Annotated in this window: 13 protein-coding genes; 9 read left to right on the top strand and 4 right to left on the bottom strand. The window is 69.8% G+C overall.

The genetic code is table 11. The features are described 5' to 3' along the window. Positions 1–5 precede the first annotated feature (5 nt). Complete coding sequence (gene pncB, locus G545_RS0112605) at positions 6–1181, top strand: nicotinate phosphoribosyltransferase (protein WP_027070690.1); 1176 nt, start codon at positions 6–8, stop codon at positions 1179–1181. Between the two features lie 35 nt (positions 1182–1216). Here pncB and G545_RS0112600 read toward each other — a convergent pair whose 3' ends face one another. The 3 genes from G545_RS0112600 to G545_RS0112590 are packed head-to-tail and all read right to left on the bottom strand — an operon-like array spanning position 1217 to position 3826. Next, positions 1217–2533, bottom strand: a complete 1317-nt coding sequence (locus tag G545_RS0112600; protein WP_027070689.1) for an NCS2 family permease — start codon at positions 2531–2533, stop codon at positions 1217–1219. Between the two features lie 55 nt (positions 2534–2588). After that, positions 2589–3404 carry an orotidine-5'-phosphate decarboxylase gene (pyrF, locus tag G545_RS0112595; RefSeq protein ID WP_027070688.1) on the bottom strand — a complete coding sequence of 272 codons (816 nt, stop codon included), beginning with the start codon at positions 3402–3404 and terminating at the stop codon, positions 2589–2591. A 47-nt stretch (positions 3405–3451) separates the two neighbouring features. Further along, positions 3452–3826 carry a fimbrial protein gene (locus G545_RS0112590; RefSeq protein WP_154656598.1) on the bottom strand — a complete coding sequence of 125 codons (375 nt, stop codon included), beginning with the start codon at positions 3824–3826 and terminating at the stop codon, positions 3452–3454. Positions 3827–4158: 332 nt separating this feature from the next. On the opposite strand from G545_RS0112590, the gene G545_RS0112585 reads away from it, so the two are divergent. The 4 genes from G545_RS0112585 (at position 4159) to G545_RS0112570 (ending at position 9131) form a co-directional block, all read left to right on the top strand. Further along, positions 4159–4689, top strand: coding sequence for a fimbrial protein (locus G545_RS0112585; RefSeq protein WP_027070686.1), 531 nt, complete (start codon positions 4159–4161; stop codon positions 4687–4689). Between the two features lie 68 nt (positions 4690–4757). Next, entirely contained in the window at positions 4758–5477 is a 720-nt protein-coding gene (locus tag G545_RS0112580; RefSeq protein WP_027070685.1) for a fimbrial biogenesis chaperone, read from the top strand. Positions 5478–5583: 106 nt separating this feature from the next. Continuing rightward, entirely contained in the window at positions 5584–8082 is a 2499-nt protein-coding gene (locus G545_RS14765; RefSeq protein ID WP_052106600.1) for a fimbria/pilus outer membrane usher protein, read from the top strand. Positions 8083–8087: 5 nt separating this feature from the next. After that, positions 8088–9131, top strand: coding sequence for a fimbrial protein (locus G545_RS0112570; RefSeq protein WP_036136411.1), 1044 nt, complete (start codon positions 8088–8090; stop codon positions 9129–9131). Positions 9132–9189: 58 nt separating this feature from the next. Here the strand turns inward: G545_RS0112570 and ettA are convergent, their stop codons facing one another. After that, the gene (gene ettA / locus G545_RS0112565; protein WP_027070683.1) at positions 9190–10851 is read right to left on the bottom strand and encodes an energy-dependent translational throttle protein EttA; all 1662 of its coding nucleotides are present in this window, start codon (positions 10849–10851) and stop codon (positions 9190–9192) included. A 226-nt stretch (positions 10852–11077) separates the two neighbouring features. On the opposite strand from ettA, the gene glyA reads away from it, so the two are divergent. The 4 genes from glyA to ribD are packed head-to-tail and all read left to right on the top strand — an operon-like array spanning position 11078 to position 14539. Further along, positions 11078–12331: a serine hydroxymethyltransferase gene (gene glyA / locus G545_RS0112560; RefSeq protein ID WP_027070682.1), complete on the top strand. Its 1254-nt coding sequence runs from the start codon at positions 11078–11080 to the stop codon at positions 12329–12331. Continuing rightward, entirely contained in the window at positions 12328–12834 is a 507-nt protein-coding gene (locus tag G545_RS0112555) for an energy transducer TonB family protein (protein WP_154656597.1), read from the top strand. The genes glyA and G545_RS0112555 overlap by 4 nt, the downstream gene beginning before the upstream one ends. A 9-nt stretch (positions 12835–12843) precedes the next feature. Further along, entirely contained in the window at positions 12844–13362 is a 519-nt protein-coding gene (gene nrdR, locus G545_RS0112550) for a transcriptional regulator NrdR (protein WP_027070680.1), read from the top strand. 40 nt (positions 13363–13402) lie between these two features. Continuing rightward, complete coding sequence (gene ribD, locus G545_RS0112545) at positions 13403–14539, top strand: bifunctional diaminohydroxyphosphoribosylaminopyrimidine deaminase/5-amino-6-(5-phosphoribosylamino)uracil reductase RibD (protein ID WP_027070679.1); 1137 nt, start codon at positions 13403–13405, stop codon at positions 14537–14539. Positions 14540–14554: the final 15 nt, after the last annotated feature.

Raw genomic sequence — 14554 nt, 5'->3', positions numbered from 1 at the left:
TCCCGATGCCGGTCATCGAATCCCTTCTCGACACCGACCTGTACAAGCTGACGATGATGCAGGCGGTGCTGCACCAGCACCCCGGCGCACACGCCCAGTACCGGTTCCGCTGCCGCACCCCTGGCGTCGACCTGGCGCGCGACCTCGACGCGATCTCCGCCGAGATCGACGCGCTGTGCGCGCTGCGCTTCACCCCCGGCGAGCTGGAGTACCTGCGCGGCCTGCGCTTCCTCAAGCCCGACTTCGTCGACTTCCTCGGGCTGTTCCATCTGGATCGCAAGTACCTGGCGCTGCGCCCGTCCGCCGACGAGCCCGGGGGCATCGAGCTGGAGGTCACCGGCCCTTGGTTGCACACGATCCTGTTCGAGGTCCCGCTGCTGGCCATCATCAGCGAGGTCCACATGCGCGGCGTGGCGGGCGAGGGCACCCGCGCCGAGGGCCTGCGCCGCCTGCGCGAAAAGGCCGCCCGCCTGCGCGACGCGGTCGGCTACGAGGACTGCCGCATCACCGACTTCGGCACCCGCCGCCGCTACTCGCGCGAATGGCACGGCGAGGTGGTCGGGATGCTGGCCGCGGAACTGGGCGAAAAGTTCGCCGGCACCAGCAACGTCGACCTGGCCCGCCGCCATGGCCTCAATCCCCAGGGCACGATGGCGCACGAGTGGCTGCAGGCGTTCCAGGCCCTCGGTCCGCGCCTGCGCGACTCCCAGGTCGCCGCCTTCGACACCTGGGCCCGCGAGTACCGCGGCGACCTGGGCATCGCGCTGACCGACGTGATCGGCCTGGACGCCTTCCTGCGCGACTTCGACCTGTACTTCTGCAAGCTCTTCGACGGCATGCGCCACGACTCCGGTGACCCGTTCGAATGGGGCGAACGCCTGATCGAGCACCTGCGCGGCTACAACATCGACCCGCGCACCAAGGTGCTGGTCTTCAGCGACAGCCTGGACGTGGACCGGGTGATGCAGCTCTACGCCCGCTTCCGCGGCCGGGCGCGGATGTCCTTCGGCATCGGCACCAACCTGACCAACGACCTGGGCGTGCCGCCGCTGAGCATCGTGATGAAGATGGTCCGCTGCAACGGGCAGCCGGTGGCCAAGCTGAGCGATTCGCCGGGCAAGACGATGTGCGACGACCCGGGCTACCTCGCCTACCTCCGGCAGGTATTCCAGGTCGACTAACCGTCATCCCCGCGCACGCGGGGATCCAGTCCCGGTCACTCCAGTACGTACCGGAGGATGAAGAGCCCGGCGACCACCCAAACCGCCGGGTGCACCTCCCGCCAGCGCCCCGTGCCCGCCTTCAGCACCGCGTAGGAGATGAAGCCGAACGCCAGCCCGTTCGCGATCGAGTAGGTGAAGGGCATCGCCAGCGCGCACAGCGCGGCCGGCACCGATTCGGTGATGTCCGGCCACTCCACGTCCACCAGCTCGCGCAGCATCAGGCCGGCGACGAACAGCAGGGCCGGGGCGGTGGCGTAGCCGGGGACCATCCCGGCCAGCGGCGAGAACAGCAGGGCGAGCAGGAACATCGCCGCGACCACCAGCGCGGTCAGGCCCGTGCGGCCGCCGGCCTGGACGCCGGAGGCGCTCTCGGCGTACGCGGTGGTGCTGCTGGTGCCGAGCACCGAGCCGGCGATGATCGCGCTGCTGTCGGCAAGCAGGGCGCGGCCGAAGCGCTTGCGGCCGTCGGGCAGTTCCATCAGTCCGGCGCGGCTGGCGACGCCGTACAGAACGCCGGTGGCGTCGAAGACCTCGACCAGCACGAACACCAGGACCACCTGCAGCAGCACCGCCATGGGGGCGCCGCCGTCGTGGTGGAGCAGGCCGGGCAGGTCGAGCTGCAGGAACGTGGGCGCCAGGCTCGGGGGCAGGGACACGATGCCCTGGAAGCCGACCTCCCCCAGCAGCAGGGCAGCGCCGGTGACCGCGAGGATGCCGAGCAGGATCGCGCCGCGGACGCGACGGGCCTCCAGCACCGCGATCAGCAGGAAACCGCCGAGCGCCAGCAGCGGCCCGGCCGAATCCATCGGCCCCAGGGTCACCAGCGTATCGGGACTGGCCACGATCACGCCGGACTTCTGCAGCGCGATGATCGCCAGGAACAGGCCGATGCCGGCCACGATCGCCGAGCGCAGCGACGCCGGGATGCCGGCCACCAGCCACGCGCGCACGCCGGTCAGCGACAGGGCCAGGAAGATCAGCCCGGAAATGAAGACGGCGGCCAGCGCCTGCTGCCACGGGTAGCCGGCGGCGCCGACCACGGTGAAGGCGAAGAAGGCGTTCAGCCCCATCCCCGGCGCCATGCCCACCGGGAAGTTGGCGACCAGCGCCATCACCAGCGAGCCGAGCGCGGCGGCCAGGCAGGTGGCGACGAACACCGCGCCGGGGTCCATGCCGGTGCTGCCAAGGATCTCCGGATTGACGAAGACGATGTAGGACATCGTCAGGAAGGTCGTCAGCCCGGCGAGCACCTCGGTGCGCACGCTGGTGCCGTGTTGCTGGAGGCGGAACAGGCGCTCGCTCAGGGACATCGCATCATCCTGGGGGTGTGCCGTGGATTGCCGGCCCGGCGCATTGCGCCGAACCTCACCGGTACCGGTTGATGGAATCCCGCAGATCGCGTGCCGCACGAGCTGCCGCGTCCGCGTAGTCATCGCCGGACGACGCATACAGGATCGCCCGCGACGAGCTGATCACCAGCCCAGAGCCGTCGGCGCTCTTGGCGTTCGACACCACCGCCTCGACATCGCCGCCCTGTGCGCCGACACCCGGCACCAGCAGCGGCATGTTGCCGACGATCGCACGCACCTCGCGCAGCTGTTCCGGCCAGGTCGCGCCGACCACCAGCGCGCAGTTGCCGTTGCCGTTCCATTCGCCGGCAATCTTTGCCGCGACGTGCTGGTACAGCGGCTTGCCGTCGTCGACCGGCAGGTCCTGCAGGTCGCCGGCGCCGGGGTTGGAGGTCCGGCACAGGATCACCACGCCACGGTCGGCGTGATCCAGGAACGGCTGCACCGAGTCCCGGCCCAGGTACGGGTTGGCTGTGACGGCGTCGGCGCCGTAGCGGCCGAAGGCCTCGGTGGCGTAGTACCGGGCCGTGCTGCCGATGTCGCCGCGCTTGGAGTCCAGGATCACCGGGATCCCGGGATGCACCTCATGGACATGGGCGATCAGCCGTTCAAGCGATGCCTCGGCGCCCAGGGCGGCGAAGTGCGCGATCTGCGGCTTGAATGCACATGCGTGCGCCGCCGTCGCATCGACGATGTCGCGGCAGAACCGGAACACCGCGTCGTCGTCGCCCGCGAAGCGGTGCGGAAAGCGGGAGGGCTCGGGGTCCAGGCCCACGCAGACGAGGGAGTCCACGTCCGCCCAGCGCCGCCTCAGTGCCTGCATGAAGTCCATCATCTACCCCGTCCGACTGGCCGCGCCATTATCGCGGCACCGGCAGCTCAGAGATAGTCGAGGCTGACCAGGTAGGCGTCGGTGGAGCCGGGCGTCGCCGGTTCGATCCGGTAGTGGGACGAGAAGTTGCGCCGGTCGACCGCGACCTCGGCAGCGGCGACCGGAAGCCGCTCCGCCGCCGCGCCCGACGCCACGTCTACCAGCCGTGCTCCGGCGCCGGGGCCCGACCTTTCGATGGTCAGGGTCGAGCCTTCGGCGGAAAGCGGACAACCGGTCAGTGCGAATTGACCGTCCGCTGGTACGCGGATTGCGCAGGGAGCTTCGACGATCCGCCCGCTGAAGCGGATCACGCCGTCGGCGAGCGCCGCCGTGGGCGCCCCCAGAAGGACGGGCAGGCAGGCCATCAGTGCAATGCGTCGCATCAAGTCTCTCCGGCGGTCGTTCTGGCTTACGGCCGGCCGGAGGGATGCTAGAGAGCGTGTCCATCAATCTGTGACGGGGAGCGCGCAACGGGTGTGACGCCTGGCAGTCCGCCCGATTGCGTCACCGGTCCGGGTCGGATAGTGCCGTGGAAAGTCACCCCGGCCAGTGACGGAATACTGGCGCGGAGGCAGGGCGGTGTTCATTAATTGGCACGGTTCTTGTGTGATGCTTGCCCGAGCGAACCGTGACCCAGTTCGCGATTGATCTGCCGGCACGCAGCCATGGGCCTCGCCGGAATCGAAATCACCACATCCGTCTCAGGGGAATCCGAATGCGCAAGTCCACCGCTCTGGCCACCATGCTTACCATCGCCGCGGCGATCCCGATGTCGGCCTTCGCTGCCGACGGCACCATCACCTTCAACGGCGAAGTCACCGCACAGACCTGCTCGATCACCACTCCGGGCGGCGCCGACTTCACCGTCAACCTGCCAACGGTCGCCAGCAGCGCGCTGTCCGCGGCGGGCCAGACCGCCGGCCGCACCGGGTTCGCGATCACCCTGGCGAACTGCCCGGCCGGCCAGGTCGCCACCTACTTCGAGCCCGGATCCACTGTCGACAACGCCAGTGGCCGCCTGAACAACCAGGGCACGGCCGGCAACGTCCAGGTCCAGCTGCTGGGCGACAACGGCCAGCCGATCCCGGTGCAGGCTTCCGGCACCGCGCAGGCCAACTCCCAGTGGGTGTCCGTGGCCAGCGATGGCGCGGCGAGCCTCGACTACGCCGCCGAGTACTACGCCACCGGCGCAGCCACCGCGGGTGATGTCGCCACCAGCATCAGCTACACGGTCATCTACAACTGACCCGCGATGCCGGGCAGCGCGCTGTTCAAGGACAGCGTGCCGCCCGGTGCGACGCTGGACGGCACTCGATGAAGCCTTTCCTCGCCCGGGCGTTGCTCGCCGCAACGCTCCTGCTCACCTGCAGCCTGCCGGCGATGGCGGGCGTGATCATCAACGGCACCCGGGTGGTCTATCCGGCGCAGTCGCGCGAGGTCACCGTGCAGCTGACCAATACCGGCGACAGCCCGGCGCTGGTGCAGGCGTGGATCGACAGCGGTGATCCCGACCAGGCGCCGGAAGACAGCGCCGCACCCTTCGTGATCACCCCGCCGATCAGCCGGATCGAGCCGGGTCGTGGGCAGGCGCTGCGCATCATCTTTGCCGGCGAGCCGCTGCCGCCGGATCGCGAATCGGTGTACTGGCTCAACGTGCTGGAGGTGCCGCCGGCGCCGGATGCCGGCGCGGAGCAGAACTACCTGCAGGTCGCCTTCCGCTCCCGCGTCAAGCTGTTCTACCGGCCGCAGGGGCTGCCCGGCACGGCCAACGAAGCACCGGAAGCGCTGCAATGGACCGGTGGCGCGGCGGTGCTGCAGGTCACCAACCCGACGCCGTTCCACGTCACCGTGGTCGGGCTGCAGGCGCGCAGCGCCGACGGCACCGGACTGCAGACCCTGGAAGACAAGGGCCGGATGCTGGCGCCGGGGGAATCGGCCCGTTGGCCGGTGGATGGTCCGGTCGGGCAGGTGGCATTCACCACGGTCAACGATTACGGCGGGCGCGTCGAGTACACCTCGGCGGTGGAGCCGTGAACTGACTGGTTCAGTCGTGGGGGGCGGCTTGGAGGACCTGACGAGCAGCAGCCTTTCCCGTCGAAGGGCAGGGCGGGCACCGCGGTGCCTGCTTCCCCGCTGGGCGGTGGCGGCCGGCGTTGCGCTGGCGCTGGCGGCACCGGCGATGGCGTCCGGTCCGGCCGGCGATGCCGACGCCGCCGATGCGCCTGAACCCGCGCGCTTCAATCCCGCCTTCCTGTCGGGTGCCGCCGCCCGGATCGACCTGTCCGCGTTTGCCCGCGGCAACCCCGTGGTGGCGGGCATGTATCGCGTGGACGTCTACGTCAATGGCCGCTGGAACGGGCGGCGGGACCTGGAATTCAGCGCCGCCGAAGACGGCCGGGCGTCCGCGTGCCTCAGCCTGACCGTGCTGGAGGAGCTCGGGGCCGACTCGGGCGCGGTGCTGGACGTCGCCGGCGAGGGCGAGGCCTGCCGTCGGGTGGAGGACTGGATCCCGGACGCACGGGCGCGGTTCGACCCGGCCGACCTCCGCTACGACCTGGACATTCCCCAGGCCTTCATGCGCCGCACGCCGCGTGGCTACGTCAGCCCGGCGTTGTGGGACCCGGGCATCAGCGCCGGCTACGTCGGCTACCAGTTGAGCGCCATGGACAGCCGCAGCCGCCATGATGGCGCCTCGCGGGACAGCCGTAGCGCATACCTGGGCCTCAACAGCGGCCTCAACCTGGCCGGCTGGCAGCTGCGCCACGACGCCAGCCTGTCCTGGTCGGAAGGCGATGGCAGCGACTGGGAGAACATCGCCACCTACCTGCGGCGCCCGCTGCCGTCGCTGCGTGGGGTTCTGACGCTGGGCGATGCCCACACCAGCGGCGAGCTGTTCGACTCGATCGCCTACCGCGGCGTCAGCCTGGTGAGTGATGATCGGATGCTGCCCGACTCGCTGCGCGGTTACGCCCCGGTCGTGCGCGGCATCGCCGAGACCAGCGCCCGGGTGGAGATCCGCCAGAACGGCCAGCTGATCCACTCGGTTTCCGTGGCCCCGGGCAGCTTCGTCATCGACGACCTCTACCCCACGGGGTACGGCGGGGACCTGGAAGTGACGGTGGTGGAGGCGGACGGACGCCGCCGCAACTTCAACGTGCCTTATGGCTCGGTCGCGCAGATGCTCCGGCCCGGCAGTTCGCGCTATGCGATCACCGTCGGCCGTGCGCGCAACCCGGACCTCCTCGACCCGCCGGCCGTCGCGCAGGCCACCTACCAGCGCGGCATCGCCAACCGGCTCACGCTGTACGGCGGCGCCGCGGGCAGCGAGGACTACGCATCGGTGCTGTACGGCGCCGGCGTGTCCACGCCGGTGGGGGCGTTCGCACTGGACGTGATCCACGCTCGCGCGTCGCTGGACGGGGCGGAGCGCCGCAGCGGGCGCAGCGTACGCCTGGGCTACAGCCAGCTGGTCGGCGCCACCGGGACCAACATCGCGCTGGCCGCGTACCGGTATTCCACCCGCGATTTCCTCGGGCTGCAGGACGCGATCCTCGCACGCGATCTCGCCCGGCGCGGCGTCGGTCCCGACCAGCTGCTGCGCCAGCGCAGCCAGTTCCAGCTGACCCTGAACCAGCCGCTCGGACAGGGCCGGGGCGCGCTGTACCTGACCGGTTCGGTGCGCGAGTTCTGGGGTGGCCGCGACAGCGCCCGCCAGTTCCAGTTCGGCTACAACAACGCATGGAGGCGCCTGAACTACGGGGTCTCCGCCGTGCGCAGCTTCGAACCCGATGGCGGCGCGGACACGCAATACCTGCTCAGCTTCAGTGTGCCGCTGGGGCGCTCGGTCAATCCAGTCTCGCTCACCGGCGATCTCGGGACGGGGAGCGATGGCCGGCAGAGCAGCCGCCTCGGCATCACCGGCTCGGCGGGACCCGATTACGCCTTCAATTACGGGGTCGCGGTGTCGGACACGCGGGAGGGCGGTACCAGCGTCTCGGGGACGGCCGACTACCGCAGCCCCGTGGCAGCGCTGAGCGGCTCCTACAGCCATGCCTCCGATTACCGCCAGGCTACGGCGGGGGTCTCGGGCACGGTGGTGGTCCATTCCGGCGGCGCCACCTTCGCGCCGCAGCGGGGCGACACCATGGTGCTGGTCCAGGCGCCCGGCGCAGCAGGTGCGCGGGTACAGAACGCGCCCGGCGTGCAGGTGGACGGTAACGGTTTCGCACTGGTGCCGTACGTCTCGCCGTACCGGCTCAACACCGTCACCCTGGATCCGTACGACATGCCGCACGACATCGAACTGCAGAGCACCAGTGCGACGATCGCCCCGTATGCAGGTGCAATCAGTCGCCTGCGTTTCGAGACTCGACACGGCCGCGCGCTGCTGATCCATGCGTCGCGCCCATCGGGCGAGCCGCTGCCGTTCGGTGCGCGGGTGCTCGATGACGCCGGCCAGGTGCTCGGCATGGTGGGACAGGGCGGACTGGCGTACGTGCGCACGGAGGACGACGCCGGCAGCCTGCTCGTGCAGTGGAGCGAAGGCGCCGCAGGACAATGCCGGATTGATTACGACGAGCCGGTGCGCGACGGCGAGGTGCCCGTTGCATTTACCCGACTGGAGGCCGCGTGCCGATGAGACCAATGAATGGCCGGTCCCGGCCTGGCGGACTGCTTGCCTGCGGCGTCCTCGCCGCGGCGCTGCTGATCGCGGTGCCGGATGCCTCGGCGTGGTGCGGCGTGGCACCAGGGTTCGTGGCCCAGGACGTGCAGATGGACATGGGCCAGGTGGTGATCCCGCCGGAACTGCCCGTCGGCGCGGTGATCAAGCGGATCGAGGTTCCGATCAACGAGCGGGAGAACGCGATCTATTGCACCAGCTTCAGCTCCGGCACGGCCCTGGGACGCTATCTGCAGGCCGCGCAGAACGGGGGCCCCACCGGCTTCGACAACGTGTACCCCACGCAAGTCGTCGGCGTTGGCATCCGGGTCTTCCGGCGCGGCAGCTCCGTGGCGACCTACTACCCCCACGATTTCCAGCTCAACGGCGGGTGGTTCAGCACACGGTGGTACAGGCTGGACGGAGGCCAGTTCACCGTCGAGCTGGTCAAGACAGCAGCCCAAACCGGCTCCGGCCCCATCGCCACCAACGGGCCGTTCACCACCTACTACGTCGAAGGCGAACCCGGGCGTCCGGTGCTCACCTCGACCTTCAAGGGCCGCGGCACCACGATCGTCTACCCGACCTGCAAGGTGGATGCCGGCAGCAAGAACATCGTGGTGGACTTCGGCCAGGTGCCCAGCAGCCGCTTCACGGGCGCGGGCAGCCGCGCGGACGCCCGCGATTTCGCCATCCGCCTCACCTGCCAGGGCAGCAACGTCGCCAGCCAGCAGGACGATATCTCCGTACGCCTGGACAGTACCGCCGTCGTGCCGTCCCACCCCGGCGTGCTGGAGATCGATGCCGGGCCGCAGTCCGCCACCCGAATCGGGGTGGAAGTGGTCCGGACGGACGGGCCGAGCGAAACGCCGGTGATGTTCGGACAAGGCCTCCCGCTCGGTCGCACCCGGCCGGGGACGCAGACATTCGAGCTGCCCCTGCGCGCGCGTTACATCCAGACGACCGCGGGCAAGGTACGGCCGGGCCGGGCCAGTGCCCGGGCCACCTTCACGATCGAGTACGACTGACCCGCGACCGGCGTGGGCGCGGGGCCCCCCCACGGATACGTGGAATAACCCCGTTCCCTTACTTCAGTGCCTTGAACCGCAGGCGCTTCGGGCCGGCGTCGTCGCCCAGGCGGCGCTTCTTGTCTTCCTCGTACTCGCGGTAGTTGCCCTGGAAAAACTCCACGTGCGAGTCGCCCTCGAAGGCGAGGATGTGGGTGGCGATGCGGTCCAGGAACCAGCGGTCATGGCTGATCACGAACGCGTTGCCCGGGAACTCCAGCAGCGCGTCTTCCAGCGCGCGCAGGGTCTCGACGTCCAGGTCGTTGGACGGTTCGTCGAGCAGCAGCACGTTGCCGCCCTGCAGCAGGGTCTTGGCCATGTGCAGCCGGCCGCGCTCACCGCCCGACAGGCTGCCCACGCGCTTCTGCTGGTCCTGGCCCTTGAAGTTGAAGCGGCCGATGTACTGGCGCGACTGGATCTCGGTGCCATTGATGTTGAGGATGTCCAGCCCGCCCGACACCTCTTCCCACACCGTCTTGTCGCCCTCCAGGGCGTCGCGGCTCTGGTCGACGTAGGCCAGCTGCACGGTCGGGCCGGTGATGATCTCGCCCGAGTCGGGCTTCTCCTCGCCGGTGATCATCTTGAACAGGGTCGACTTGCCGGCGCCGTTGGGGCCGATGATGCCGACGATGGCGCCCGGCGGCACGATGAAGCTCAGGTCATCGATCAGCAGCCGGTCGCCGAAGCGCTTGCTGACGTTCTTGAACTCCATTACCGAGTTGCCCAGGCGCTCGCCCGGCGGGATGAAGATCTCGTTGGTCTCGTTGCGCTTCTGGTAGTCGACCGACTGCAGCTCCTCGATCCGGGCCAGGCGCGCCTTGCCCTTGGAGCGGCCGCCCTTGGCGTTGGACCGCGCCCACTCCAGCTCCTTCTGGATCGCCTTCTGGCGCGCCTTCTCCTGGTTCTCCTCGCGCTTGAGGCGGTCTTCCTTCTGCACCAGCCACTCGGTGTAGTTGCCCTTCCACGGGATGCCGCGGCCGCGGTCGAGCTCGAGGATCCACTCGGCGGCGTTGTCGAGGAAGTAGCGGTCATGGGTGACTGCCACCACGGTGCCGGTGTAGCGGGCCAGGAACTGCTCCAGCCACTCGACCGACTCGGCGTCCAGGTGGTTGGTGGGCTCGTCGAGCAGCAGCATGTCGGGCTTCTGCAGCAGCAGGCGGCACAGCGCGACGCGGCGCTTCTCGCCACCGGACAGGTTGCCGATCACGGCGTCCCACGGCGGCAGGCGCAGCGCGTCGGCGGCCACTTCCAGCTGGTTCTCCAGGGTGTGCGCGTCGCCGGCGGCGAGGATCGCCTCCAGGCGCTCCTGCTCCTTGGCCAGCGCGTCGAAGTCGGCGTCTTCCTCGGCGTAGGCCGCGTAGACCTCCTCGAGCCGGGCCTGGGCCTGCAGCACCTCGCCCACGCCTTCCTCGACCGCCTGGCGGACGGTGTGCTCGGGGTTGAGCTCGGGCTCCTGGGCCAGGTAGCCGACCTTGATGCCCGGCTGCGGACGCGCCTCGCCGGAGAAGTCGGTGTCCACGCCGGCCATGATCCGCAGCACGGTGGACTTGCCCGAGCCGTTCAGGCCCAGCAGGCCGATCTTGGCCCCCGGGAAGAAGGACAGCGAGATGTCCTTGATGATCTGGCGCTTGGGCGGAACGGTCTTGCTGACACCGTTCATCGTGTAGATGTATTGCGACATGGCGGCTCCGCAGGGGTGCGCCCGGCGGCCTGCGGTGCAGGGGCCGGGCGTCAGGTGATCCGATAGCCGGCCATTATCGTCGATCCGCCGCCGCCCTGCAGCCGCCGCGGCCCGCGCATTCAGTTACTGCCGGACTTCTGTTTCCGCCCTCCGCTCCCGTACCCGTCCGCCCACTCCCCGCCCCCGGGCTACACTTGCCCGAACCCCCAAGACCCGGAGCCCCCCGATGTTCCCGCGCGATGCAAGCATTGAGAGTTTCGACCCCGAACTGGCCCAGGCCATCGCCGCCGAGGCCCGGCGCCAGGAAGACCACGTCGAGCTGATCGCGTCGGAGAACTACGCCAGCCCGCGGGTCATGGAGGCGCAGGGCAGCGTGCTGACCAACAAGTACGCCGAGGGCTACCCGGGCAAGCGCTACTACGGCGGCTGCGAGCACGTGGACGTGGCCGAGCAGCTGGCCATCGACCGGCTCAAGCAGCTGTTCGGTGCCGACTACGCCAACGTCCAACCGCACTCGGGCAGCCAGGCCAACCAGGCGGTCTACCTGTCGCTGCTGGGCCCGGGCGACACCATCCTGGGCATGAGCCTGGCCCACGGCGGGCACCTCACCCACGGCGCGAAGGTCAACATCTCCGGCAAGCTGTTCAATGCCGTCCAGTACGGCGTGACCGAAGAGGGGCTGATCGACTACGACGAGGTCCAGCGCCTGGCCACCGAGCACAAGCCGAAGATGCTGGTCGCAGGCTTCAGCGCCTACTCGCAGGTGATCGACTGGGCGCGCATGCGCCAGATCGCCGACTCGGTCGGTGCGATCTTCTTCGTCGACATGGCCCATGTCGCCGGCCTGGTCGCCGCCGGGGTCTACCCGAATCCGCTGCCGCACGCGCACGTGGTCACCTCGACCACCCACAAGACCCTGCGCGGCCCGCGCGGCGGCATCATCGTGGCCAAGGACCCCTCCGACGAACTGGTCAAGAAGCTGCAGTCGATCGTGTTCCCGGGCATCCAGGGCGGCCCGCTGATGCACGTGATCGCCGCCAAGGCGGTCGCCTTCAAGGAAGCGCTGGAGCCGGAGTTCAAGGCCTACCAGCAGCAGGTGGTGAAGAACGCCCAGGCCATGGCGAAGACCATCATCGAGCGCGGCTACAAGATCGTCTCCGGCGGCACCGAGAACCACCTGATGCTGGTCGACATGATCGGCAAGTCGATCACCGGCAAGGCCGCCGAGGAGGCCCTCGGCCGCGCCCACATCACCGTGAACAAGAACTCGGTCCCCAACGACCCGCAAAAGCCCTTCGTCACCTCCGGCCTGCGCATCGGCACCCCGGCGGTCACGACCCGCGGCTACAGGGAGCAGGACTGCGTCGACCTGGCCAACTGGATGTGCGACGTCCTGGATGCGCCGGAGGACGAGGCGGTGATCGAGCGGGTGAGGGAGAAGGTGACCGCCCAGTGCCGGAAGTTCCCGGTTTACGGATGATGGGGCGGGGGCTGCTCGTCGCATCGGGGGCCGCGCTGCTGCTGGCGGCGTGTGCAAGTGCGCCGCCGTCCCCTGCCGAAGGGGCGCAGCGGGTGACCGCGCGCCTGGTCAGCGGCGCGGCGGCAGAGGGCGTCCGCTACGACAAGCAGGCTGGCGCGTGCACCGGAGGCGGCGTGCAGCTGGTGTCCAGCGCCGAGTACGAGTCGCTCACCCGTGGCTGGACCTCGGACGGAACGTGTACCTCGCCTGCGATGGAGGACATGCCTGCGGCCACGGGCTATCCGCTGCTGGAGGGCCGGCAGCTGCCCGGCAGTGCCCACGTGCTCGTGCGCCTGGAGGCTGACGGGCGCTTCGAGTCGGTACGCGCGGTCTGTGCCACTTCGGTGGAGTTCGGCGCCGCCGCGGAGGATACCGTCCGCACCATGGCATTTCGGCCCGGTCGTTGCGGCGGCGAGCCCACGCGGATGGCATTCATGGTCCCGCTGGACTTCGACCCGGACTGATCGCGCCCCATGCACTGCCCCTTCTGCCAGCACACCGACACCCGGGTCATCGATTCGCGCGTGTCCGACGACGGCGCCACCATCCGGCGCCGGCGCGTCTGCGAGGCCTGCGGGGAGCGCTTCAGCACGATGGAGACGATCGAGCTGAAGCTGCCGGCGATCATCAAGTCCGATGGGCGCCGCGAGGCATTCGATGCGCGCAAGTTGCGGGCCGGGTTCGACCGGGCGCTGCAGAAGCGCTCGGTGGCCGAGGAGCAGGTCGAGGCGGCGGTGCGCGCGGTCGTGCACCAGTTGCGCATGAGCGCCGAGCGCGAGGTGCCGTCGATGCGGGTGGGGGAGTTCGTCATGGGCGAACTGCGCAAGCTCGACCACGTGGGCTACGTGCGCTTCGCCTCGGTCTACCGCGACTTCAAGGACGTGGCCGATTTCCGCGAGGAGATCGACCGGCTGGAGAACGACAACGCCGGGGAGGGGCAACTTCCCCTGCTGGACGACGACGGGGCATTGCCCGCCCGCAAGAAACGTTGAACCGGAGGAACCGTTGAGCACATCGCCCGCGCCAAGCAAGATGCCGTCCCCGAGCGAGCCTTCCGCGGAGGCCTTCAGCGCGACCGACCATCTGCTCATGGCCCGCGCGCTGCGGCTCGCCGAGAGGGGCGCCTTCACCACCCGGCCCAATCCCATGGTCGGCTGCGTGCTGGCCCACGGCGAGGAGGTGGTGGGGGAGGGCTGGCACCAGCGCGCCGGCGAGGCGCATGCCGAGACCCTCGCACTACGGGAGGCCGGTGACCGGGCGAAGGGCGCCACCGCCTACGTGACCCTGGAGCCCTGCGCCCACACCGGCAGCACCCCACCCTGCGCGGATGCGCTGGTGGCCGCGGGCGTGTCGCGGGTGGTGGCGGCGATGCGCGACCCGTTCCCGAAGGTCGACGGCGCGGGATTCGAGCGGCTCGCCGCGGCCGGCATCGAGGTCGCCAGCGGCCTGATGGAGAAGCAGGCCCGCGAGCTCAACCGCGGCTATCTCTCGCGCATGGTCCGCGGGCGCCCGTGGGTACGGGTGAAGCTGGCGACCAGCATCGACGGGCGCAGCGCGCTCGCCAGCGGCGAGTCCAAGTGGATCAGTGGCGAGGCCTCGCGGCTGGACGTGCAGCACTGGCGCGCGCGCTCCGGGGCGATCCTGACCGGCGCCGGCACCGTGCTGGCGGACGATCCGCAGCTCACCGTGCGGCTGGGCGACGACACGCCCTTCGTGCCGCCGCTGCGGGTGGTGCTGGATGCCGGCCTGGCGACGATCGCCCGCGGACGGGTGCGCGAGGGCGACGCCCCCACGCTCTACATCCACGCGCCGAACACCAAGCTCAGCCGCGGCATCCAGGCCGAGCTGGCGACCGCGCCGGTGCAGGCCGGGCGCTTCGACCTGCACCAGGTGTTGCGCCTGCTGACCGAACGCGGGATCAACGAGGTGCAGGTGGAGTCGGGCGCCACATTGGCCGCGGCGTTCCTGGAGGCCGGCCTGGTCGACGAGCTGCTGCTGTACGTGGCGCCGGTGCTGCTGGGCTCGAAGGCGCGCCCGCTGTTCGACGGCCTCAACATCCAGAGCATGGCCGACCGGATGGAACTGGACATCGTCGACACCCGCCAGCTCGGCGAGGACATCCGGGTGCTGATGCATCCGGTCCGCCAGCGGGACGCTGGCAAGGGCTGAAACGCGAACGGCCCC

The sequence above is a fragment of the Lysobacter defluvii IMMIB APB-9 = DSM 18482 genome (assembly GCF_000423325.1).
Classification (GTDB): Bacteria; Pseudomonadota; Gammaproteobacteria; order Xanthomonadales; family Xanthomonadaceae; genus Novilysobacter; species Novilysobacter defluvii.
Note: the sequence above shows the minus strand (reverse complement) of the source record. Positions and strands in the feature narration are given on the sequence as shown.